Raw genomic sequence first — 22,298 nt, 5'->3', positions numbered from 1 at the left:
TTTTCAAAACCTTTCACCCTTAATAAAAATAAGCCAGGAGTTCCTCATCATATCCCTGACCGTGATATTCCAAAGCGTTCTTTTCAATACCATAAGTTTTGAATCCCAATTTTCTATAAAGCTCAACAGCTGCTTGATTGGCAGCCACCACACTCAAATTGATTTGTTTTAATCCTTCCACTTTTCTACCTCGACTGATAACTTCCAATAAAAGTTTCTTAGCGATCCCCTGGCCTCGGTAAATCGGTGGTACATACACTCCCCAAATCGTTCCTTTATGTCGTGTCTTAATTTTGTGTTCTCTTCTAAACCCGGTCATGCCAGCCAGCTGATGATCCTTTGTAAATGCACCAAGTATGTAATGATCTCTCTTATTTTGTATTTGCTTCACTATATCAAATAACGAAACTTGTACAGCTTCCTCATAAGAGGTTCCAAAAGCTTCGGGATTCATTTTTAGGGCTTCCAGTCTTAAATTCCAATACGCTTCAGCGTCTGCTGGCTCTATGTTCCTGATGATAATCATGGCTTCATCCCTCCAAATGTTTTCCTCCATCTTACTCTATCTATTATTTAAATTAAATCTAGATGCCTAAATTAAAATAGCCTCAGATGCTAGATCCAGCCGGATATAGCATCTGAGGCTTCAATACTCATTACATATTATGACTCATAGCGTTTCAGCACAATGACCGCATTATGACCACCGAAGCCGAAAGAATTAGATAACCCAATATCTAGCGAAGCCTTGCGCGCTTCGTGAGGCACATAATCCAGATCACAAACAGGGTCTGGATTATCCAGATGCATCGTTGGCGGAATGATACCTTCTCGAAGGCTTTGAACAAGCGCAATCGCTTCGACACCGCCTGCGGCTCCTAGCATATGACCTAGCATGGACTTATTCGCGGTTACCGGAATCTGATAGGCATAGTCACCAAACAGCTTGTGAATCGCCAAGGTTTCAGCGATATCCCCTACAGCCGTACTCGTTGCGTGAGCACTGATCACGTCCACTTCTTCAGGGGAGATTCGAGCCGAATGAAGGGCCGCTTTCATTGCTAGATAAGCTCCGGTTCCTTCAGGATGCGGTGCAACCATATGATAGGCATCCGAACTCGCTCCATAACCGATGACCTCACCATAGATTTCTGCACCACGCCGGGTAGCGTGCTCCAGCGACTCCAGCACCAAGATGCCTGCTCCTTCGCTCATGACAAAACCGTCCCGATTCTTGTCAAACGGCCGACTTGCTGTGGAAGGCTCCTCGTTACGTGTCGACAAGGCAGTTGCATTAGCGAAACTTGCCAAAGCCAATCGAGACACCGCCGCTTCAGCTCCACCGGCAAAAATGACATCCGCATCTCCTGTACGAATGGTTCGAAATGCCTCTCCAATTGCAGTGTTCCCAATTGAACAAGCCGTTACAGGTGAAAGCGTAGGACCCATTGCTCCAAACGCGATACTAATTTGGGCAGCAGCCATATTCGAGATCATCATAGGTACCAGCGTCGGGCTAACTCTGCCCGGACCACGATGTAGCAGCACGTCCACATTGTCTACCAACGTATCCAAACCGCCAACTCCTGATCCCACATATACACCTACACGCTCCAGATCAGTGCGATCTAGTTCCAGGCCAGAATCCTTGAGCGCTTGCTCTGCCGCATATAATGCAAACTGAGTAAATCGATCCATTCGTCTGGCATCCTTACGCCCCCACTGTTTTTCTGCATCAAAATCCTGTACCAGTCCAGCAATTTGTGCTTTTAAATCGGACACATCAAATGAATTAATTTTACGTATACCTGAATGGCCCTCCAGCAAATTGTTCCATAGCGTGTCTACTTCATTACCCAATGGCGAAACGACACCCATACCTGTTATCACTACTCTTTGCATAAGCTATTCATTCCTCCTGCTCGATGGCTTACTTATAATCCTCATTTTACCCCCGTCTTATCCTATTACAAGTGTTTGTTTATCCTGGTATAATGAACACTACTATAGTAAGCGCCTGATTTAATTACTTCAGATACACTCATTGAATGGAGAGAAAATACCTATGAAAACGGAAGCACGTCTGGAAGCACTATCTGTTTTTCTGAAAACAAAAAGGGCCCGCCTACACCCGCATATGGTTGGTCTTCCCCCAGGGTCACGTCGCAGAACACCAGGTTTACGTAGAGAAGAAGTCGCTCAGCTAGCAGGTGTCAGTACAACCTGGTATACCTGGCTGGAGCAGGGTCGGGATATTAAAGTATCCGCCTCCGTGTTGGATGCTATTGCCGCTGCCCTGCAGTTGAACACGGATGAGCGTAAATATTTGTACGATTTAGCGCTGGAAGCCGGGTCTCATAACCTTCCTGCTTCTGCAGAGCAGGCGATCATATCTCCATCTCTGCAAAAGATCGTACAAGAGTTGCACTACTGTCCTGCTATTATTTCAGATCGGCGCTGCCATATTGTCGGCTGGAACGAAGCTGCTGCTCATGTTTTTATGGATTTTGCCGAGCTACCACATGAGCAACGCAATATGATCGAACTGCTATTTACCAAAAAGGAGTTTAAAAGTCTGGCCGTGAATTGGGAGCACTTTGTAAAGGGGTTTCTTGCTATATTCCGCGCTTATTACGGGCAATACGTGACAGACCCCTGGTATGCTCAATTTATACAAAATATGAGCGAGGCCTACCCAGAGTTTAACGAGCTTTGGAATCAGAGTGAGGTAAGCTCCGCTCCCGAAGTGCTCATTGAATTTCGTCATGCCAAGGCTGGCAAAATGTTATTTGACCTGACTTCCCTTCAGGTACAAGGCAGTGTCGATCTCCGTTGCAGCATTTACACCCCTAATGGGCAAACTTCTACGGAAAGTAAACTCCAAAAGTTAATGGAAGGCAACTAAAGGATTTCATCCCTCCTGTTATGAAGATATCTTTTTCCGTCCATACTACATCTACGATCTGTGCAAAATAGATGCCATATATGTGACAGAGCCGATAGCTTCAACTGTGCTACTACCAGGAGGGAGGGAATCATCATGAAAGCCAAACCGACAAGTTCCCAGCACACACAAAACCAAGCACCATTGCCTGTTCCGGTACAATTTGACCGCAGCTGGCAGGACGAGCTGGACCAACGCCTGCACAAGGGAGGCCCCTGGGGAGATTGGGATCTGTATCAGCTGGCCATCGAGGCGGAAAAGGCCAAGCTGGTGCCGAGCTTTGATGAGCTTCAATGTCTTCAGCATTTGCAAGACCTCACTCCTCTGCCCCATCAACTCGATACCGCTCGGAAGGTACTGTTTGAGATGTCTGGACGTGCCATTCTTGCCGATGAAGTCGGCCTTGGCAAAACAATTGAAGCTGGAATGATCCTTAAGGAATATCTGGTTCGCGGGTTGGCTTCCAAAGTGCTTATTCTTGTACCCGCTTCTTTGGTCCTGCAATGGGTGCGTGAGCTGAATAGCAAATTCGGCATTCCCGCAGTCGCCCAGAAAAAAGCGTATTCTTGGTCTTCCGAGGTCGTCGTAGCCTCTATGGATACGGCCAAAAGAGAGCCACATAGTAACATCCTGCTAGATACCGATTATGACCTGCTCATTATTGACGAGGCTCATAAGCTGAAGAATAAAAAAACATCCAACTACCAGTTCATTATGAAGTTGCGTAAAAAATATTGTTTGCTCCTGACAGCTACACCTGTACAGAACGATCTATCTGAGCTGTTTAATCTGATCACGTTACTCAAGCCCGGTCAATTAGGAAGACAAGGCGATTTTTCAGCAAACTTTGTTGTAGATAAACGTCTGCCCAAAAATGAAGATCAGCTCAAGGATGAGCTGTCTAAAGTCATGATCCGCAATCGTCGTGGAGAAGGGCCAGTTCAATTCACTAAACGAAATGTTTCCAACATTCACTTGGAGCTCTCGCCAGAAGAGCAAGCGCTGTACGATGGGGTGACCTCTTTTGTCAAAGAGCAATATCAAGCGAATGGCGGAAATTTAAGCAGCATGCTGTCTCTCGTTACCCTTCAACGGGAAGTGTGCAGTAGCCGGGACGCTGTGTTCGTCACGCTGGTCAATTTGTCCAAAAAGATGGCTCCAGACTCTCCTCTACGTGATCGTGTCTGGGACTTGGTCGCACACATTAAAGCGATCAAGGCCAATTCCAAAGCTGAAAAAGCGCTTGAGCTTATCCGGAAGATGAACGAAAAAGTGATTATTTTTACAGAATATCGGGCCACACAGGAGTATTTGCTAAACTATTTCCGTGATCGCGGACTGTCTGCTGTTCCTTACCGAGGGGGTATGAACCGAGGCCGCAAGGATTGGATGATGGATCTGTTCCGTGGTCGCATTCAGGTTATGATTGCCACTGAAGCAGGTGGTGAAGGTATTAACCTGCAATTTTGTCACCACATGATTAACTTCGATTTACCGTGGAACCCCATGCGCGTGGAACAGCGGATTGGACGGGTGCATCGACTTGGACAGAAGCATGATGTGAATATCTTCAACCTGTCCACTACCGGAACGATTGAGGAGCATATCCTGCACCTGCTGCATGAAAAGATTAATATGTTTGAAATGGTCATCGGCGGATTGGATGTTATTCTAGAAAAGTTTGAGAAAAAAGAATCCATTGAAAAAAGTTTATATAAAATCATGCTTGAGTCCAGCAGTGATGATGAAATTCGCAGAAAAATGCAAAAGTTAGGCCACTCGCTGGATTCCATCAAACAAGAAATAGAACAAATCCGCACAGACCCGTCAGTCACTCCAAATGTAGCAACCGATAAGTCAACTGGAACAAAGCAGCCTAAGGGACGGCTAACAGGAGTAAGCTCAAGTGTCACCGAGGATTTGTTAGGCTTAGCAGGTGATGCAGCTTCTCCAACCAAAAGTCGCCGTGTGAAAGGAGGTCGCTAGCCTTGACTATGAATGCACAGCAAGTCCAGCGTTTTGTCCACACCTATCTGGAAGCTACCGGGTGCAGCATCATTGAGAGGTCTCCCCACCATGTAACTGTCAAGCTTTCTCCAGAGGCAGATAAAGCCTTGACAAATCGTCCCTACTATTGGGGATACGTAGAGCGTACTGGCGTTCCAGCGCAGACGATGTCCTTCACATTCATCTTTGATGGGGAAGCCTATCGGACAGAACAGGAACGTTTAGCGGATCAGACGCCACCAGCTCCTGTAGCTGGCAACGCAGCACAAGATCAGGTCATGGGGCGTTACTTCGGTCATGTACCGACGTTACCGCAATTAGGGCCTGGTCGCATTATGCAGGAGGAGCTTCGATACGGAAGCCGTCGGCTGCATCAAATTTTTGAAGCCGCTCGGGATGGAGGAAAATATGTTTATTTGTTCGAGCAGCCTGATGCCCGTCAATTGTCTGCCCGTTCTCCTGTAGTCTATGAAGCTTGGCTCAGCGTCTGCTACAAGATTGAGTTTGCCTGCGATCTGAAGCGTGAGGAACTTCAGTGGCTAGGGATTTCACTCAAAAGCGGCACTATTGTAACCAATTTTGGCGCTATGCTCGAAACTCGGCAGCTCAGCCCACTACTGGCAGGCAATATGCATGTACAGCCAGCACTGCTATCTGTCCCTGAGGCTTCCACCTCGCTTGAAAACTATCTCACCGAACAGCTCCGACAGCAAGATTATGATTGGGCTGAGCAGGCGAAGGAACGATTACGCGAGGAACTAGAGGTCATAGACCACTACTACGATGACCTAATCAAGGAACAGAAAGAGGAAGAGGATAAAAAAGAATCCGTATTAGAGCAGCATCAAGCCCGTCGTAAAGAAATGGTATGGCAATATGAGCCAAAGGTACTCGTATCCGCCATTAACTGCGGCATATTTCATCTGCGGTAACTGATATCTCACGCTCCTTCGCAGGTTGGTTGCAGACATGTCGTCAAGTTGTAACATCTTGCTTCAGCCTACATCAGTTTCTGCTGCTGCAAACACAAGCGTAGTCTAACCTGTCTCCTATGTATCGACAGCAAAAAGCGAACCTGGATACGACATTTGCGCCGACAGGGTGCAGCAGTCTTTTCATCGGACAGGCTGTATGCTAGTTAAAAAAGAATGCCTCCGTCGGCAAGTCATCCGACAGAAAGGTGGATTCCATTGAAGAAAAATCATTCCGGGCATTATAGCGTAGGTATGATCGCAGCTGTACTGATCGGCCTGTCCGCAGTCTGTCCGTTCGCTTCCATTCATGCGGCTCCCTCAGCCGTTCAAGAAAGCAATTTAAGCTCAGCACCCAACTACAACGAAAGCTCGTGGGTTCCTCCAATGGAATCCATGAGTCCTGCTACTCCTTCTGCCTCCCCGGGTGACGTTTCATCAAAGCTTCCTGCTCAGCAACAAGGGGTGCCTGAGGACGTGAAACGGACAGCAGCCGACACCGTACAATCCCTATCGTCGCAGCCCCCTTTTGCTTCGTGGAAAGACGCCGAGCTCAGCTACCATCCGCTTGGACCTGGAACCCATAGCTGGCTTGTTCAAGTGAACCATGCAGGAGAATACATTGGCTACCTGATTATCGGATCTGACCCAGACGGCGCTTATCAACTCAATGAATACGGGAATGGTCCAGGCGGACCATATAGTATGGATATACTTCGCCAATCCCTCAAGTCGCTCACAGAAACCGAATTTTCTTCTATCGACAAGCTGCAAATTACACCTATGTATGAGGAACCACTTTTAGCCTATTGGCTGGTGCGTTCCTCTACGGGTAGCCAAATATGTATTGATGCTGTTACTGGCGATCCGCTACCTGTAGAAGTAGCAGATGGGAGTTGGAAACATAAGCTTCAGAACAACGCGATTTCTTCACCTACACCCTTTTTGAAAACGCAGGCACAGGCAGTTACTGTCTCGTCCGATCCTTTCAATCCCTATGATGATCTGGGTTGGCTTCAAGCTAAGCAAAAACTTTCCATTCATGACACAGGCCAATTTATGGACGCGCTAAGTAATTCACCACGTATGATTTTTTCTGCCACAAATATCAATTTTGCCTTTGGGGGACCTTTATCCATTAACGGGTTTCAAGCTTGGATATCTCCAGATCATCCATCCGAACCCATTTTATATGCATTAACCTACCACGATGGACTTTCCCGATTTGTGCCACTAAAACAGCTGTTGCCTCATGGTCAATTTTACCGTTTGGAATCCTAGTAATTTCAGGAACAACTAAAATCATTCGAAATTATCCCCTATAACAACATAAAAAGAGACCTCAAATGGCATACCCCATGCCTCTTGTGGTCTCTTTGGCGTGTTTAACGTTGCTCTTTTCGCCCTCTGCGTGTGGATTTTATCCACATTTTCAGAGCGAGAGGCAACATGCCAAACCATTTGCTCACCCATGGCTCCTTGGCTTGTTTTTGGCTACGTCGAACCTCACGTGGCGTTTCCATATAACGCACAATCCGCTGCGTAATATACGTCACCAGTTCGTCACTCTTCGCCATCCTCCATGACCTCCTTCATCTGACCTATCATTTCCAATCACCGTGCCTTGGAAATATCAAATCACACGTTAGGTTCAGATACCACTAGCTTGCACAGTTTCCAGCTACTCTAATCCCTGCGGAATAACTATGCATGGGTTCCCTTAAATGGAACATACTATCTTCAATATAACAGTTCCCCCAAGGTTTATTGTTATATTTGAAGGCAGCTACGCTGCTTTAGGTTTGATGTCTGTTATGCATAGTTTCCAGTAAACAATCAATTCGTCCATTGGAGGAATAGAACGTGTTGAATAAAAAGTTAAACAAGATATGGCTGATCGGGCTGGGGTTAAATTTTTGCATCCTTTGTAGCGCTGTATTTGCCCCATTTGCTTATGCAACTACTCAGCCTGGCGAGAAAAGCACCGACACAAACAAGCATACAGAAACCTCGTTTAACCGCTCCTATCACGCTTTTGCCAAGCCCGTGGTCCTGATTGATGTAGGTCATGGCGGTGTGGATGGTGGAACAAGTCACAAAGGACTTCTGGAAAAAGATATCAATCTCGCCATTGCTCAAAAACTGTACTTGATCTTACGTTCCCAGAGTTACCCTGCTGTCTTGAATAGGGACAAGGACTACGCACTGAGTGATGATAACCGTTGGTTGCAGTCCAAATCCCGGCATCTTAAAGACCTCGCCCAACGTAAAAGCTTGACAGAACAACTGCCCACTGCTGTGGTTGTAAGCCTGCATGTCAATTGGGCCAAACGTGCCGAAAAACGTGGACCCATTGTACTGTATCAAGATGAAGGCAGCAGCTATATGTTAGCTGAGCAGATCCAGCATTCATTAAACCGCTTATTTTGCATGAATAGACAAACCATGTACGGAAAACCCTTTTATCTTCTGAATAAAATTCAACATCCCGCTGTAATAGTCGAAACGGGGTTTATCAGCAACGAGCAGGACAGAGCCCTACTTTCTGGGGATCGCGGCCAAAAAAGGATTGCTGAAGCTATTGCCGAAGGCATTATTGCCCATCTGACGGCGTGGTAGTATTCGTGGCTGGATCTCCTGTCCACCCCCATACATCACGCACTAGATCGCTAATGCCTACAAACTGAGCATGTTCCTTTAATTTAGGAACCGATGAATGAAGCCCTGAGGAGGTATACATGCCGGACACGCCAACATGTCCAATCGTTACACAGGTGTTGTGCTCTGCCAACCATTCAACCACTTTGCTAAGTTGCCGATTCACATGAGCGAGTGTATGAACATCATCCAAAAAAACATCATTTCGCACCGGTGGCATTCCCTTTTTAGCGGCAAGTTCAGGCACCACTGACCAATAATTAGTTCGGCTATCAACAAAAAATAGTCCATGTTCCTTACAAACATCCAGAACGATGGACATAATGCGCTTGTCTGAGGTAACCTTGGAGCCCATATGGTTGTTCATTCCTATGGCATAAGGAACATCCTTGATAGCTGCGGTCACCTTGGCGCGTACTTCTTCATCCGTCATATTACCCTTGATTGCTCCAGGTCCAAGCCATTCAGGCTTGCCCTGCTTGGGCTCCATTGGAAGATGGACGATAACATCATGACCACGCTTATGCGCTTCCATAGCGTCCTGTTTGGTTGTTGGAAGGAAGGGCATTACAGCAACGGTGATTTTGACAGGTAAATTTAAAATTTCCTTGGTACCTTTCATATTGTTTCCTAGATCATCAATAATGACAGCAACCCTCTTTTGCTGCTGGTTCTGTTGGTCTATTGCTTCGGCAACAGCAGTTTTACAGACCATAAATAACATACAGACTGAAATACAAAGCACTACGATGATTTGCATTCTAGATCTTGCATGGTGTACAAGCGCATAAGACGAATTCTTCCGGTTGCGTGATGCCTTTAAAGCTTTTTTTATTATATTTCTCATGTGCAGCTTCCGTCGTGTACTCATTTGCGGGTCAGCCTCCTTCTCTGTCCCTTCATTGTGTGAGTAAAACCGTTTAAATATGTATAAGGCAGATCTGAGATATAATCTCTGATCTGCCTTGATGTGCGCGTAATAACGTATATTAAAGCTGCTTACCAGTTTTTATCGATAAATTCATCACGACCGGATTGGGCTCGATCTTCCTTATAATGCTTCACATTCTTCTTGTGATAATCCTGATGATAATCCTCTGCCGGATAAAAAATTGCAGCCGGAAGAATCTCCGTTACAATTGGCTTATCAAAGCGTCCGCTTTGTACCAACTGTTCCTTGGATTGTTGTGCAAGCTCTCGTTGCTGCTTCGTATGATAAAAAATTGCAGGCTTATATTGTGTGCCTCGGTCCTGAAACTGACCTTCTCCGTCGGTAGGATCTGTTTGCGGCCAATACAATTCAAGTAGCTTTTCATAAGGAAACAGCTCAGGATCAAACGTAATCTGCACCACCTCATAGTGCCCGGTTGTTCCTGTTTTAACCTGTTCGTAGGTCGGATCGGAAATCGTCCCTCCAGTATAGCCTGAGACAATACTATGAATGCCCGGCTGCTCCTCGAACGGAGTCACCATACACCAGAAGCATCCGCCTGCAAAAGTTGCTTTCTCCATCTTTCATCCAACCTTTCATTAGCTTCATCAACAAATGCGTTATCTTCTATCATATCTTAAAAATTAAACTTATAAAAGAATTGCTTATGAACTTGAATAAAGTTCAAGCCCTCGTATTGGAATCATTGCTGGAAGTCTGCAATAATTCCGAAACATAAGAAAAGGTTTATAAAATTGCTACAAGAGCAATTCTATAAACCTTTTCTAAATGGATGCGGTCGAGAGGACTCGAACCTCCACGGGGGGTTAGCCCACACGGACCTGAACCGTGCGCGTCTGCCAATTCCGCCACGACCGCATATATATTTGATCGTCTATCTCGAAAGAATCAATCTTTCTTAGCGACAAGATAGATCATACCATGCTCAAATAAAGTTGTCAAATCTTTTGTTTTTCTTTATTTCTTCTTGATAAAAAAGGAATAATACGATAATATAAGAACATAAGTTCTTAGGAACAAAAGTTCCTTTACTTCCATGACTATGAATTATCATCACATTTCCCTAAGGCGGTGAATGGTAATGATCTCTTCAGATACTACTCAGCATTCATGCTCTCTTGTGAAAAGTTATCTGCTCCTTACCTTTATTCAAAAAGTATTTGAGCGTGACAGCCTAATTCTTGAAGAAAGCGGCGTTCTGAAAACCCCTGATCTTTATGTTGAAATGGTTAACGCAGGAATAGATCGTACCGGAATCCTGCTATCTGAAATTAAACATGAATTTAAGAAGTATCACGTTCGTGTTCTAGACATACAACAAAACCACTCCGGCGTTCACGCCACCTATATATATAAAGGCGTTAAAGAGCAGTTCAGTATGCCTATGTCCGCATTCCGCAAAGAAATGTATGAACGAATGCGAGCTTATTTGGGGCTCCCTACCTCTATGCCTCATACGGCGTCTCTACCTTTACCAGAGAAATATCGCCCCGAATTACCCAATAATTCAACCCCCAAACCCCTACGCGTTGTTGGGCGAAGTTGGATTGCATCCTCTTCTGCCTATAAGCATAAATCCCCTCGCCCTGCTGCTTTTGCTGCAAGCAAAAGAGCATAATCCCCGCACTACATGCAAAAAGAAGCTTCCGCAGGCACTAACTGTGCTCGGAAGCTTCTTTCCATAAACATCACTATCATTTGTTCAGATCAATCTATTTCCCCTATTTCGAGTATGAGTTATCTGTATGGATGATTCGTTTTAATGTAGCGCCTTCTGTACACGTGTAACCCCTTGACTTAGAGCATGTCCTCCACCAACTGCAGCAGCTACAGCAACGGCTTCCATAATCTCCTGATCACTGGCTCCTTTGGAACGCGCCTCATTCACATGATAAAACGTGCACACCTCATTGTTGGCAAATAAGCCAATTCCTAGCGCAATCAGTTGCTTGGTTTTTTCATCTAAACTGCCGGCTTGAAAGCATTCTCCGGTAAAGCGATGATAGGCATGAACTACCTCGGGCAACTTATCTTCCAAATGGCTGATTTGATCCTTGTATGCATGTACTTTTTCGTCCATAACCGTCATTAACACAGCACGCCCTCTCTGTTGAGTTTTGCTTCATTACTGTGTCCGGTTTAGAGTTTCTGTATGCCTAATGAAGCACCCAGTTTTTTTATCCAATCCCCATTAGAACTCGTTTCTTAATCCAGTTCTATCGGATTGTGACGCGGCTCGCTGAACGGCTGGTATGTATAGCTGCGATCCAACTTGACCACACGTCGATTCTGGCGGCGAATAAGCACCTGTTCATCATCCCATGCCAGTACAATGCCAACCACATCGTTGGACTCCAATCCATCGCGTACGACGCGTACCTTTTCACCAGAAAGTCGATAAGCATCCAATTCTTCGTCCATTATCATCCATGTCCCCTCCTTGTCCATTTTTTTCAACACAACGGCCATAATTTTATATACATGAAAAAAGTTTAAAAAGAGACCTAAACGAATCATTTAGGTCTCTTCCGCTTACTACTTATATGGATTGCCAACAGAGCAACAAATTATCCCGACTGATTTACACTGTGATCATGTTCTTTTGTATCGTTCTTCTCGTACCAGAAGTCCAGCACTTGTGCAGACAACACTCGCTGTTCTACATACTCCACTTGGTGAGCAGTAAATTCTTCTTTCCAAGAGAAAGACAATTCTTCGCATAGGTTAACCAATGTCAACAATTCAGACCAGGCCACATAGCGTTTATACCAAAAAAACTGAGGATGTTCAATCATATAGGGATACAAATCGTCGAATTCCGTATGCTTACAATCCAAGGCGCGTTCAAAATGCACTTTAGCCGCTGCCAGTTTTTCCAGAAAAAACTGTTCGGTCAATTGTTCATTCCCCATGTTGCTGCCTCCTCTCCCAAACCTTATATATATTATAAGCGAAATTGATGCTCATGCAAAGGTTATTATTAGAAATAAGGATCCGGAGTTTCGAATTGTTACTATTCAGCAAACTCTATCTTACCGTCAGCCAACGACGAAATTTTAACCAATGATTCTACACGGATGCCCTGCTCACGGATGGTTCTCGCTCCAGCCTGAAACATTTTTTCAACCGCAACTCCGAATCCAATCAACTCCGCTCCAGAGCGTTGAATAATTTTAACCATGCCTCGAGCCGCATCGCCATTAGCGATAATATCATCAATGAACAACACACGATCATGCTCATGAATAAATTGACGAGACAGCATAATATCTGTGACAATACCTTTTGTAAACGAAGGTACACGCTCACACAGCGCATCCGGATCAGCTAATAAAGTCTTTTTACGACGAGCAAATACCAACGGTACACCCAACTCCAACGCTGTCGCAAACCCGATGGCAATGCCTGAGGATTCCACGGTCACTACTCTGGTGATTTTGTCTTCCCGAAAACGGGCTGCGAACTCTCGTCCCATTTCCATTGTCAGCTCTGGATCAACCTGATGATTAAGCAATCCATCCAGCTTTAGCACCTGATCTGACGCAATCACGCCTTCATTTAAAATTCGTTTCTTTAATACTTCCATTCCATGACCTCCCACGGCATTCCTATGCGGTAAAAGTACCATACTTCACCCGCCGCTTTCAAGCTATAGCCTGCTTTCCATGCGTTCATGTGATATTTTTTTTACGTTTGTTCCAGAACCATGCGATGATTCCTCCCAAAACGATTAAAAGAATAACGATCAAACCTACCTGGTGCGTCACCTTCTCCATCAGCTTAGCCACCTGTTCCCAGTGCATGCCCACCGCATGTCCGATCCCCAAAAATGTACCGCACCACAGCAAAGCTCCTGCCGATGCATAGCCGATATAGCGAAAAACACCTAGACGGGTTGTGCCTGCCAGATAGGATGATACGTGTCTCAAGCCGGGGACAAAATACCCGAACAAAATTCCCCAGGTACCATAGCGCCCGAACCAATTTTCGGAAGAGGCAATCCTGGAGGGCGTAAGCCTCACCCATTTACCGTATCGGTGCAATAGTGGCTTGCCCAGCAGGCGACCCAATGTGTAGCTAAGCATCATGCCTGTCATACTACCGAAAAATGTGACTGCCAGCGCGGCAATAAAGTTGTAGTGTCCTTGAGACACGAGCCCGCCAAAGGCGATCATTAGCACTTCGTCGGGTATCGGCATACCAGCTACTCCAAGGGCAAGCAAGCCGAACATCGCCAAATATCCGTATTCCAGTATCCATGCAAGGATTTGACCCATAAATTACGCTCCCGTCAAGCTATTCATTAAATTCAGTATAATTATTTTCAGTCTCATCCAGTCATGTCCCATTTCAGTTGAACATAGTTTGTATTATATGCTCGCTGTAGCGTTATTCAAGCAAGCAAGGGGGGACTGGGAATGAAACGTAATATTCATGTTTTTCAGATTGCTTTTACATACATTGGTACAATCGTCGGTGCCGGGTTCGCTACCGGACAAGAAATATTACAATTTTTTACGCAATATGGACGTTGGGCTACAATCACCATTATGCTGTCCACACTTGTATTTGTATGGTTGGGTACGAAAATGATGCTGATTGCTCATGATATTTCAGCCCGCTCCTACGAGGATCTGAACAAGCACCTTTTTGGTGCCAATGCCGGAAAATGGATCAGCATATTCACACTTATTGTGCTGATTGGCGTGAACAGCGTTATGCTCGCAGGAGCTGGCTCTGTTTTTGTGGAGCACCTTCACCTACACTACCAAACAGGACTGCTCATTACATTAATCGGAACTTACTTGCTGCTGAATAAAGGTATTAAAGCGATTTTGCATATGAACACCATTGTTGTCCCGCTGATGATCACCATATCTCTTTTGCTCGTTCACAGCACCCTTTCCATGCCCAATCCACAAAGCTTTATCACGAATACAACAGACCACAGTGCGCTACGAACATGGATCTCTCCACTCCTGTACACGTCCTTCAATCTGGCTATGGCTCAGGCCGTGCTTGTCCCTCTAGGCAGTCAAACTTTCTCCCGCAAAACCATCCGCTGGGGCGGTGTATTGGGCGGAATTGGTGTTGGCTTTATGCTGATGGCTGCACATTTTGTCATGTCAGCGCAAATGCCAGGCATTCAGCAATTTGAAATCCCTATGGGAAGCATCGCTTACCGTCTAGGCGCCCTTGTTGAAATCATATACATTCTACTCATTTTCATGGAGATCTTCAGTACCTTTGTAGCCGACATTTATGGAGTCAGTCTACAAATTCGTCAGCATGTCCAAATTTCGCCCAAGCTCATTACATTATTCATTATGCTCACCTGTTTTTTAATCAGTCAGTTCGGCTTCAGCTCACTGTTATCTGTTCTTTATCCTATTTTCGGTATGCTCAGTCTAATGTGGGTTAGTAAACTGATCTTAGCAGGACGCGGAAGACCTTTCCGCTCCTCACGTCCTCGTTCCAGCTTTCGGCATTCTGATTCCAAACCAGGTGATACCCGTCATGGTTAGTGTGGAAATTTCAAATACATTTTCTTCAGCTCGTTAACAGCACGACTTAAAGAATAGCTTGATTTAGCCTTGTCGCAGGCAGATCTAGCCAGTTCATAACGATAGGCAGGGTCAGCGATGACCTTTTCTAATGCGTCTGCCAGTGCCTTCGGATTATCGGGTGGCACGAGCAGACCATTTACCCCATCCTCAATCTGCTCCGGTATTCCCCCTACTTCTGTACCTACCAATGCCAGACAGCTCAACGCCGCTTCTGCAAATACGGAGCCAAAGGCCTCCGCCCGCGAAGGCAATACGAATACATCAAAGAAAGGCATAAACTCTTCAGGATGAAGAGTATATCCATAAAAAATCGTCTCATGGTATATATCCAGCTGTCGCGCCATCTCTTCCAGCTCAGGTCGAATCGGACCATCTCCAATGATATGGAGTACAAATTCCTGATTTCTTTTTTTCAGCTCAGCGCAAGCCTGTAATAGAATATCAAGCCCTTTGGCGGGAACAAGTCGGCAAACGGTTATGAGCTGTGTCACTTCATTTTCGTGAGGAATGGGCTTAAATCGTTTCTCATCATATCCATTTGGAATAACCACAACATCTTGCGGATGCTGTACATAAGGTGTTAAGTAATGCTGAAAAGATTGCGATACTGCTATCAGGCGATCCGCCTTATGCTCCATTTCTCGGTAAAGTGACACTAAGAATTGGTGTTCAGGCCCGTTCTCCTCTATTTTCCCGTTTAGAATTAACTCCTTCTCATAGGAAGAGTGAATCGTCTGTACGAGCGGGATATCTGGAAATACGTTTTTCATAGCGAGCCCGGCAATCGGATGATGAGCATGAATAAGGTCAAAGGGCTTCTGAATACGAAGCCGAGTCCACCACAAATAATCACGGTACGTCTGAATATATTTTTGAACGATTGGATATTGCTCATATCTCGTCCAGTCGAAGGTATCAAAGATTACTTCGTCCCTACCCTTGTTACGAATCCGTTTAGGGATTGAAAATAGCTCCATTTCCCAACGGGGGGACGTAAATCGCTCTTGCAAATATGGAATCATGGATGAAACGCCTCCCGGTTGCTCGGGTGGGAAAAAGAGAGCCTGTAGCAATTTCATGAGTGCTTCCCCTTTCAAGCATTAAACTGCCCGGAACACAGGATATATGTATAGGTTTCCGGATTTTCTGAAAGATGATATATTGAGAATAAATGTTAGGCACAAAAGAAAATTATAACATTTTAACTGCAATAAATCCTGTCTATTGTATCGGAACGATATCGTCCGTTCAATAGATAGATTAATTTAACAAATGGAGTCGGTGATGTTGACGTTGTTGTCCTTATTGGGAACCTTGGGCTCCCCATCTCTGGCCGGGGCTATAAGTGCAGCCTGCGGTTTGTATATTATACTCATGATGGCGCTAATGTGCGTGATCATATATAGCAGACAACGAAAAAAAGCCTATATCCTTTTTTCGGTTGCCGCTATTTTTATTATGACATATGAAGCGATGAATCTCTATTCGGCAGGCGGCGGCCAAATGCAACTGCAGGGAATCGTGTGGAAAAATGCGCTGGAGGCGTTTGCCTTCTTGCTCATCAATGCCGCTGTATTTCAGCTGTACCGAAAACTAAAGCGTGTGGAAAAATGGGCCTTGCTGTTGCTGGCTGCGTTATTAACGCTGCCGGTAATGGCTTGGACTTTAGGTTTGTTGCCCACTTGGATCAGCTCAGTGAAATTGGTTGGATTCACTCTGTTTTATCGAGTGTTGGTGCTTATATTAAGCCTTCTGTTCATCACCCCACGGATCGGACAGCCAAAGAAATTTATAGCAGGCTTATTCACTTATTCGCTCTGGCTTGGTTTTCTCTGGCTGCAAAATGACATCCCTGAAGAAGCAAACGGGTCAAGCACAGTCCTGTGGATGTCATTTTTACCATTGTTGTACTACACTACGTTATTCATCATTCTGTTTGAACGGATTGTGGAGCTACTCCAAAGGATTTATCGTTCTTCCATCACCGATGGCCTCACAGGGCTGTATAACCGTAAATATTTTTCGGGAAGATTACGGAGATATATGAACCAGGGAATCCGCGTATCGGTCATTTTTTGCGATATTGACAATTTCAAAAAGCTGAATGATACGCAAGGCCATGCTCGTGCGGATGAGGTTCTCAAGCAGGTCGCACAAATTATGGAGGAGGAACTGGATGAAATCGGGCTGACCGGACGATACGGTGGCGAGGAACTGGTCGCAATGGTTGTGGATCGGCGGGCCAAGGTGGCGCAGGTCGCAGAACGAATCCGCGAACGTGTCGCTGAGGAAAGCATCGTCACTATCAGTGTCGGACACAGTACAGCAAAGAAGGAAATAAACCCGGATGAACTCGTCAAACAGGCCGATCAAGCCATGTACATATCCAAAACGACAGGCAAAAACAAGGTTACAGCTTATAAGGCAGCGGAAGTGAAGCAAAGTCGGGCAGCACGCGCACAATAATTCGCAAATTCGATTCGTTATCAAAGACTGCCTATGAATACTGCTCCGTCTGGTTGTCTATATCATAAAATGACGCACAGGAATCTCATACGAGCCTGTGCGTCATTTGTATTTAATCTCTTCATTAAACTTCTGAAGTTGCGGATGCTATATCACGGCCGATCGAGGCCAGTTCTTCGCTAGTCAGCTCTCGATAGCTGCCCAGTGGAAGCTGATCATCCAGCTTCAATGGCCCCATGGCTGTTCTTTTCAAGTAGGTCACCTTTTTACCAACCGCCTCGAACATGCGCTTCACTTGGTGAAACTTACCCTCATGGATTACGAGCGAAATATAGGAAGTGACTTCTCCATCTGCCTGATGCGGCTGTTCATGCCGAAGAATCGTCAACTGCGCGGGTAGGGTGACATACCCATCGTCCAGTTCCACTCCTGCTGTAAATTGAAGAATATCCTCCTCCGTTACATGCCCCGACACCGTAGCTTCATACGTTTTGGGGACATGACGCCGTGGAGACAGTAGTTCGTGCGCCAGCTTGCCGTCGTTAGTCAACAGCAATAAGCCTTCTGTATCTTTATCTAGCCTCCCTACTGGAAAAGGCTCAAAATGTCGTTCCTCCGCACTCAGCAAATCCAGCACCGTCCGTTCCCTCGTATCTTCGGTTGCGGATATGACACCTGGAGGCTTGTGCAGCATGATGTAAATAAACTCCCGAAATACAACCAGTTCTCCGTTCACTTCAATTTGGTCTTGGTATGGATGAACCTGTAAGCCGCTATCTTTGATGGTCCGTCCGTTTACCGTGATCATACCTTGCTTTACCTGTCTCTTGATATCACTACGGGAACCATATCCCATATGGGTTAAAATTTTGTCCAAACGCTGAGTTTGTCTTCCTTTTCCACTCATACCGATGTCCACCTCCAGCCTGTAGGATATTCATTTTTAAGCATGCCGTCCTGCCATTTGCCCCACCCGGCCGAATAACCATCAATACACACGAGAGTAAAGCCTTTGGGTTGGACTTCATTTCGAAGCTCTATTCTCTCAACAGGGATGGACAAGGTTTCACCTTTTAAATACCGGATGGCTTCAGCATCCGAGCTGGAGAGGTTGATGCTCCTAACCGCCTCAGAAGGGCGTAAAGCCACCGCCAGCGGATGTGAAGGTACAAAACGACCATTCTTATCGGTTCCCATAAACCAGCCCGGACGTACCACCTTAAGGCCGTCCAAACGATGTGATGCCAACGGCGACTGATAAATGCGATCTCCGTAGACCACCGTGTAGCCTGCAAATGAAACCTCCAGCTGCTCCTGAACAAATTGGTGATAGGACTCCAGCACATCATGCAGGGAGCGTGCGGCAGATTTCACATTTTCTTTGCCCATACGTGACTTGCTGCCATCAAAGCCGCGCGTGTTCTTTCCTTTGGCTAACTTTCCGCCCATTCCTTTTCCGGTTCGTTTAGGCTCATCAGTCGTGCGCCTTCCTTGGCCACTTGGGAGTAGCGCTTCCTTGACGGGCAAATGTTGCTTCTTCTGCGGATATGCTGCTTCTATGTTTAATACTCTGTCATTCTTGTTCGAAAACGGAACCATATCCCCCGATACAGTGTGATCTGCTGTCGAGGCCACACGAGCACCACCCTGATGCTGCAATACAGCGATAAAATGGCCCTCCCCCTCTACAAGATGCGGCCAGAGGCGTGCTGTACCCCGCAGTTCGGGATGTGCCGATGCAATCTCTTCGTTCATCCATTCCGGGTGGCCTGGTGCAAAGCCTGCTTCCGAAGGAACAGGGACTACGTTAAAATCGGGATGAGCATCCAGAAATTCCGCAATCATTCCTTCATTCTCCTCCGGGGCAAAGGTGCAGGTCGAATAGACAATTCTTCCCCCATCGCTCAGCATTGAGGCCGCTACACGCAAAATGTCCCGTTGCATGACCACACATTTTTCCACCGAGTGTGTCTCCCATTGTTTGGCCATATCCTCATCCTTACGGAACATGCCTTCTCCCGAACAAGGTGCGTCAATTAAAATCTTGTTAAAAAAATGAGGAAAAGCATCTGCGATACGATCAGGGCTCTCATTCAATACCACGGCATTGCGCACACCGTACAATTCCACATTTTTAGCCAACGCCTTGGTTCGATCGGCGCTAATATCATTGGTCACCAGTATGCCGCTTCCTTGCAGTTTGGCTGCGATTTGGGTTGATTTCCCTCCCGGTGCAGCGCACAAGTCCAAAACAGCTTCCCCCTGAGCTACATTGAGCAGTTCAACTGGAGACATGGCACTCGGTTCCTGAACATAGTACAACCCAGCATGATAGTAGGGGTGAAGTCCAGGCTTAGTACCGTGCGGAATGTAAAAACCTGTGGCGCACCACGGAATCGGCCGCAGTTCGAACGGAGGACGTTCCTTAAAGTCCTCTACTGGAATTTTTAATGTGTTGACACGAATCCCCGCATGGGGCGTGTGGTCATAGGCAGCCATAAAAGCCTCAAATTCATCGCCGAGCAGTTGCTCCATGCGCTTTACAAATGCTGTGGGGAGCTGTACACCCATAATCGTAATCATCCTGTCCTGTTAAAATAAATTTTATTGTACCATAATCAACCTGTTAGCCGGCAATATCTGTGTGATTTACAAACTTTCACTACAAGCTGTAATGTTGTATAATAATGAGGTTCATAGTTACATATTTTAGATTTTGATAGGAGAGATTCCATTGAACGCACAAAAATCCAACAAAAAAAAGCTTATACCTGTCATTGGCTTTTTTGTTGTGCTTATCATTTTGCTTGGAGTGCTGCTCGCTTTAAACTCAGGCACTAAAAACAAGCTGTACGGCGTTTCCACAGCCTCGTTAAGTCCTACTACCCAGGAACTGCTAAACGATCCGAACTATCAGCAAATTATTAAGCCAGAAGATCTACAAAGTAAAATTGACAAAAAGGAAAGCTTTTTCGTCTATCATTTCGCGTCTGACTGTGTTCACTGCCGTGCCACCACTCCTAAGCTCATGCCTTTGAGCAAGCAGGAGAACATTACGATGCACGAATTTAACCTGCGTGAGTATGAGGCTGGCTGGGACAAGTACAAGATTGAGTATACACCTACGCTTGTTTATTACGAAAAAGGCGTGGAAAAGGAACGTATGGTAGGTGGATTGAAGGAAAGTCCTTCAGACAACGGATACACACTCGACGATTTCAAAGCCTTCTTTGAGAAATATAAAAAGAACGTAACCTCTTAGACAAATGTCCTCACACCTGACAATGATAAAGCAGCCCGATCCCTATAAAACGGATCGGGCTGCTCGTTTATTATGCGCTACAACATCAAGGCGCATCCTTCGTTTCCACTGTAGCTGAGCGTAAGCTCCCAGCGGCCTGTCTTCGCCTAATCGAAGCTTCCAGCGCCTGCTGACGCTGCTCATGCTTTTCCCCACGCCGAGGACCTCTCTGCTGAGGGATATTGACTGGAACGGACGATGATGCCTTCTCCACGGCCTGACGCAGTCCGGGCTCGACAATTTCAATCGTCAAATCCCGATAAACCGGCGGTTGACGTTGAAGCTCTTCCGAACCTTCCATAACAGCTTCAGCAAGCTGCCGAGCGCAAGCGCGCGCCTCATCTACCAGCTTCGCCATATTAATGCCCAGCGCGTGCGAAGCAGCATGCTCCAGCCTATGTACCGCACTGTCCAGCATCATGTATCCACCACGATAGTTACCATTGCGAAAATGATACAGTCCTACAGCAATTTGCAGTAAACCTTTATATACAGGGTCTCGGTCCAGCTTAAGCCACAGCTCTTCCAGTACCTCATGACATTCAAAGTAATCCCGATCCCGATTGAAGTATACCAAATAAGTTACGTACAACGGTTCATAGGAAGGGTTCACCATTTTAAAACTCATCCCTGTCTTCTTCCTTAGTTGAAGCTTCCAGCATCTCCTTGACCTCATCATGCAACTGCTTGATTCCTTCCATGTCGTGCCGCTCCCACAGTTCATTAAATCTGCGCTGCGCCTCAATCGTTTCACTAATTTTATGGTAGAAATAAAGACGGTGCATGCCTGTTAGGACTTTGGATACGATATTGGCTTCATCCTCAAACTTCTTCTGCGCTTCTAATATTTCAAGACGGATGGAAGACATTTCATTATCCAACACAAAGGCTGCCTCAGCCGCCTTTTTCAACCGGGCCCGCATATCATCTGGCAAGCTCTCACGATACTTATAGCTAAGAGAATGCTCTATGGTTGCCCAAAAATTCATAGCCAACGTACGGATTTGAATTTCGGCCAGCACAATTTTCAACCCCACTGCTGTCTGAACCGGGTACTCCACAATCATATGAAAGCTGCGATAGCCGCTATCTTTATAATTGGTGATATAGTCCTTTTCATACAATACCGTCAAATCCTTACGTCTTCGAATATATTCGGCTACCCGCCGAATATCCTCTACGAATTGACACATGATGCGAATGCCGGCAATATCCTCGATCCCCGTCTCCAGCTGATCAGGTGAAACCTGCAATCTCTTCGCCTTATCGAGGATGCTGGATATTTTTTTAACCCGTCCAGTTACGAATTCGATAGGAGCGTATTCCTCGCGCTTTTTCAGCTCCGCACGCATTGTTTTGAACTTGACCTTAAGTTCCTCCACCGCCTGATCGTATGGCAGCAAAAATGTTCCCCAGTCTCTTCCGTCCATCC

General features: G+C 45.9%; 24 protein-coding genes and 1 tRNA gene. 9 read left to right on the top strand and 16 right to left on the bottom strand.

Features of this window, described 5'->3' with window-relative positions:
* Positions 1-19 precede the first annotated feature (19 nt).
* Together EGM68_RS09390 and fabF are read right to left on the bottom strand one after the other, a co-directional pair.
* Complete coding sequence (locus EGM68_RS09390) at positions 20-526, bottom strand: GNAT family N-acetyltransferase (protein WP_013370535.1); 507 nt, start codon at positions 524-526, stop codon at positions 20-22.
* 137 nt (positions 527-663) lie between these two features.
* Entirely contained in the window at positions 664-1,902 is a 1,239-nt protein-coding gene (gene fabF / locus EGM68_RS09385; RefSeq protein ID WP_025676922.1) for a beta-ketoacyl-ACP synthase II, read from the bottom strand.
* Between the two features lie 163 nt (positions 1,903-2,065).
* Here fabF and EGM68_RS09380 point away from each other — a divergent pair, with 163 nt between their 5' ends.
* The 4 genes from EGM68_RS09380 (at position 2,066) to EGM68_RS09365 (ending at position 7,203) form a co-directional block, all read left to right on the top strand.
* Positions 2,066-2,905, top strand: a complete 840-nt coding sequence (locus EGM68_RS09380; RefSeq protein ID WP_129549063.1) for a helix-turn-helix transcriptional regulator — start codon at positions 2,066-2,068, stop codon at positions 2,903-2,905.
* A gap of 135 nt (positions 2,906-3,040) precedes the next feature.
* A complete protein-coding gene (locus EGM68_RS09375; protein WP_129549062.1) occupies positions 3,041-4,930 on the top strand; it encodes a DEAD/DEAH box helicase in 1,890 nt (629 codons plus the stop codon).
* 2 nt (positions 4,931-4,932) lie between these two features.
* Entirely contained in the window at positions 4,933-5,883 is a 951-nt protein-coding gene (locus tag EGM68_RS09370; RefSeq protein ID WP_025676928.1) for a YqhG family protein, read from the top strand.
* 258 nt (positions 5,884-6,141) lie between these two features.
* The gene (locus EGM68_RS09365; protein ID WP_129549061.1) at positions 6,142-7,203 is read left to right on the top strand and encodes a hypothetical protein; all 1,062 of its coding nucleotides are present in this window, start codon (positions 6,142-6,144) and stop codon (positions 7,201-7,203) included.
* Between the two features lie 104 nt (positions 7,204-7,307).
* On the opposite strand, the gene EGM68_RS09360 is transcribed toward EGM68_RS09365, so the two are convergent.
* Positions 7,308-7,499, bottom strand: a complete 192-nt coding sequence (locus tag EGM68_RS09360) for a YqzE family protein (protein WP_040101644.1) — start codon at positions 7,497-7,499, stop codon at positions 7,308-7,310.
* Between the two features lie 286 nt (positions 7,500-7,785).
* Between EGM68_RS09360 and EGM68_RS09355 the strand changes: the two genes are divergently transcribed.
* A complete protein-coding gene (locus EGM68_RS09355; protein WP_058829412.1) occupies positions 7,786-8,541 on the top strand; it encodes an N-acetylmuramoyl-L-alanine amidase in 756 nt (251 codons plus the stop codon).
* On the opposite strand, the gene EGM68_RS09350 is transcribed toward EGM68_RS09355, so the two are convergent.
* The 3 genes from EGM68_RS09350 to EGM68_RS09340 all read right to left on the bottom strand — a co-directional run bounded on the left by EGM68_RS09350 (position 8,516) and on the right by EGM68_RS09340 (position 10,390).
* Complete coding sequence (locus EGM68_RS09350; protein ID WP_129549060.1) at positions 8,516-9,451, bottom strand: divergent polysaccharide deacetylase family protein; 936 nt, start codon at positions 9,449-9,451, stop codon at positions 8,516-8,518. The genes EGM68_RS09355 and EGM68_RS09350 overlap by 26 nt on opposite strands.
* A gap of 128 nt (positions 9,452-9,579) precedes the next feature.
* Positions 9,580-10,092 (bottom strand): peptide-methionine (S)-S-oxide reductase MsrA, encoded by a 513-nt coding sequence (msrA, locus tag EGM68_RS09345; protein WP_129549059.1) that lies wholly within the window; start codon positions 10,090-10,092, stop codon positions 9,580-9,582.
* Positions 10,093-10,305: 213 nt separating this feature from the next.
* Positions 10,306-10,390 (bottom strand) — tRNA-Leu (locus EGM68_RS09340).
* Positions 10,391-10,613: 223 nt separating this feature from the next.
* Between EGM68_RS09340 and EGM68_RS09335 the strand changes: the two genes are divergently transcribed.
* Positions 10,614-11,150, top strand: a complete 537-nt coding sequence (locus EGM68_RS09335) for a YhjD family protein (RefSeq protein WP_040101647.1) — start codon at positions 10,614-10,616, stop codon at positions 11,148-11,150.
* Positions 11,151-11,291: 141 nt separating this feature from the next.
* Here the strand turns inward: EGM68_RS09335 and EGM68_RS09330 are convergent, their stop codons facing one another.
* The 5 genes from EGM68_RS09330 to EGM68_RS09310 all read right to left on the bottom strand — a co-directional run bounded on the left by EGM68_RS09330 (position 11,292) and on the right by EGM68_RS09310 (position 13,809).
* A complete protein-coding gene (locus EGM68_RS09330; protein WP_013370522.1) occupies positions 11,292-11,621 on the bottom strand; it encodes a carboxymuconolactone decarboxylase family protein in 330 nt (109 codons plus the stop codon).
* A gap of 116 nt (positions 11,622-11,737) precedes the next feature.
* Positions 11,738-11,959, bottom strand: a complete 222-nt coding sequence (locus tag EGM68_RS09325) for a hypothetical protein (RefSeq protein WP_014599639.1) — start codon at positions 11,957-11,959, stop codon at positions 11,738-11,740.
* A gap of 140 nt (positions 11,960-12,099) precedes the next feature.
* Complete coding sequence (locus EGM68_RS09320) at positions 12,100-12,444, bottom strand: hypothetical protein (RefSeq protein ID WP_013370520.1); 345 nt, start codon at positions 12,442-12,444, stop codon at positions 12,100-12,102.
* 101 nt (positions 12,445-12,545) lie between these two features.
* The gene (locus EGM68_RS09315) at positions 12,546-13,118 is read right to left on the bottom strand and encodes a xanthine phosphoribosyltransferase (RefSeq protein WP_040101648.1); all 573 of its coding nucleotides are present in this window, start codon (positions 13,116-13,118) and stop codon (positions 12,546-12,548) included.
* A gap of 85 nt (positions 13,119-13,203) precedes the next feature.
* The gene (locus EGM68_RS09310) at positions 13,204-13,809 is read right to left on the bottom strand and encodes a DedA family protein (protein WP_013370518.1); all 606 of its coding nucleotides are present in this window, start codon (positions 13,807-13,809) and stop codon (positions 13,204-13,206) included.
* Positions 13,810-13,950: 141 nt separating this feature from the next.
* On the opposite strand from EGM68_RS09310, the gene EGM68_RS09305 reads away from it, so the two are divergent.
* Complete coding sequence (locus EGM68_RS09305) at positions 13,951-15,057, top strand: YkvI family membrane protein (RefSeq protein ID WP_013370517.1); 1,107 nt, start codon at positions 13,951-13,953, stop codon at positions 15,055-15,057.
* Here EGM68_RS09305 and EGM68_RS09300 read toward each other — a convergent pair.
* Positions 15,054-16,178: a glycosyltransferase family 4 protein gene (locus tag EGM68_RS09300; protein ID WP_013370516.1), complete on the bottom strand. Its 1,125-nt coding sequence runs from the start codon at positions 16,176-16,178 to the stop codon at positions 15,054-15,056. The genes EGM68_RS09305 and EGM68_RS09300 overlap by 4 nt on opposite strands.
* Positions 16,179-16,383: 205 nt before the next feature.
* On the opposite strand from EGM68_RS09300, the gene EGM68_RS09295 reads away from it, so the two are divergent.
* Positions 16,384-17,565 carry a GGDEF domain-containing protein gene (locus tag EGM68_RS09295; protein ID WP_025676948.1) on the top strand — a complete coding sequence of 394 codons (1,182 nt, stop codon included), beginning with the start codon at positions 16,384-16,386 and terminating at the stop codon, positions 17,563-17,565.
* Between the two features lie 124 nt (positions 17,566-17,689).
* Here the strand turns inward: EGM68_RS09295 and EGM68_RS09290 are convergent, their stop codons facing one another.
* Together EGM68_RS09290 and EGM68_RS09285 are read right to left on the bottom strand one after the other, a co-directional pair.
* A complete protein-coding gene (locus tag EGM68_RS09290) occupies positions 17,690-18,472 on the bottom strand; it encodes a pseudouridine synthase (protein WP_025676949.1) in 783 nt (260 codons plus the stop codon).
* The gene (locus EGM68_RS09285; RefSeq protein WP_129549058.1) at positions 18,469-20,136 is read right to left on the bottom strand and encodes an RsmB/NOP family class I SAM-dependent RNA methyltransferase; all 1,668 of its coding nucleotides are present in this window, start codon (positions 20,134-20,136) and stop codon (positions 18,469-18,471) included. Before EGM68_RS09285 ends, EGM68_RS09290 begins: the two co-directional genes overlap by 4 nt.
* A 163-nt stretch (positions 20,137-20,299) precedes the next feature.
* Here EGM68_RS09285 and EGM68_RS09280 point away from each other — a divergent pair, with 163 nt between their 5' ends.
* Positions 20,300-20,827 carry a thioredoxin family protein gene (locus EGM68_RS09280; protein ID WP_013370512.1) on the top strand — a complete coding sequence of 176 codons (528 nt, stop codon included), beginning with the start codon at positions 20,300-20,302 and terminating at the stop codon, positions 20,825-20,827.
* An 85-nt stretch (positions 20,828-20,912) separates the two neighbouring features.
* On the opposite strand, the gene EGM68_RS09275 is transcribed toward EGM68_RS09280, so the two are convergent.
* Positions 20,913-21,482 carry a DUF309 domain-containing protein gene (locus EGM68_RS09275; protein WP_013370511.1) on the bottom strand — a complete coding sequence of 190 codons (570 nt, stop codon included), beginning with the start codon at positions 21,480-21,482 and terminating at the stop codon, positions 20,913-20,915.
* Between the two features lies 1 nt (position 21,483).
* A complete protein-coding gene (gene yjbM / locus EGM68_RS09270) occupies positions 21,484-22,296 on the bottom strand; it encodes a GTP diphosphokinase (protein ID WP_013370510.1) in 813 nt (270 codons plus the stop codon).
* Between the last annotated feature and the right edge of the window lie 2 nt (positions 22,297-22,298).

This window comes from Paenibacillus sp. M-152 (assembly GCF_003856555.1).
Lineage (GTDB): Bacteria > Bacillota > Bacilli > Paenibacillales > Paenibacillaceae > Paenibacillus > Paenibacillus polymyxa_C.
The sequence above is the reverse complement of the archived record's forward strand: the minus strand, read 5'-3'. Positions and strand labels throughout refer to the sequence as shown.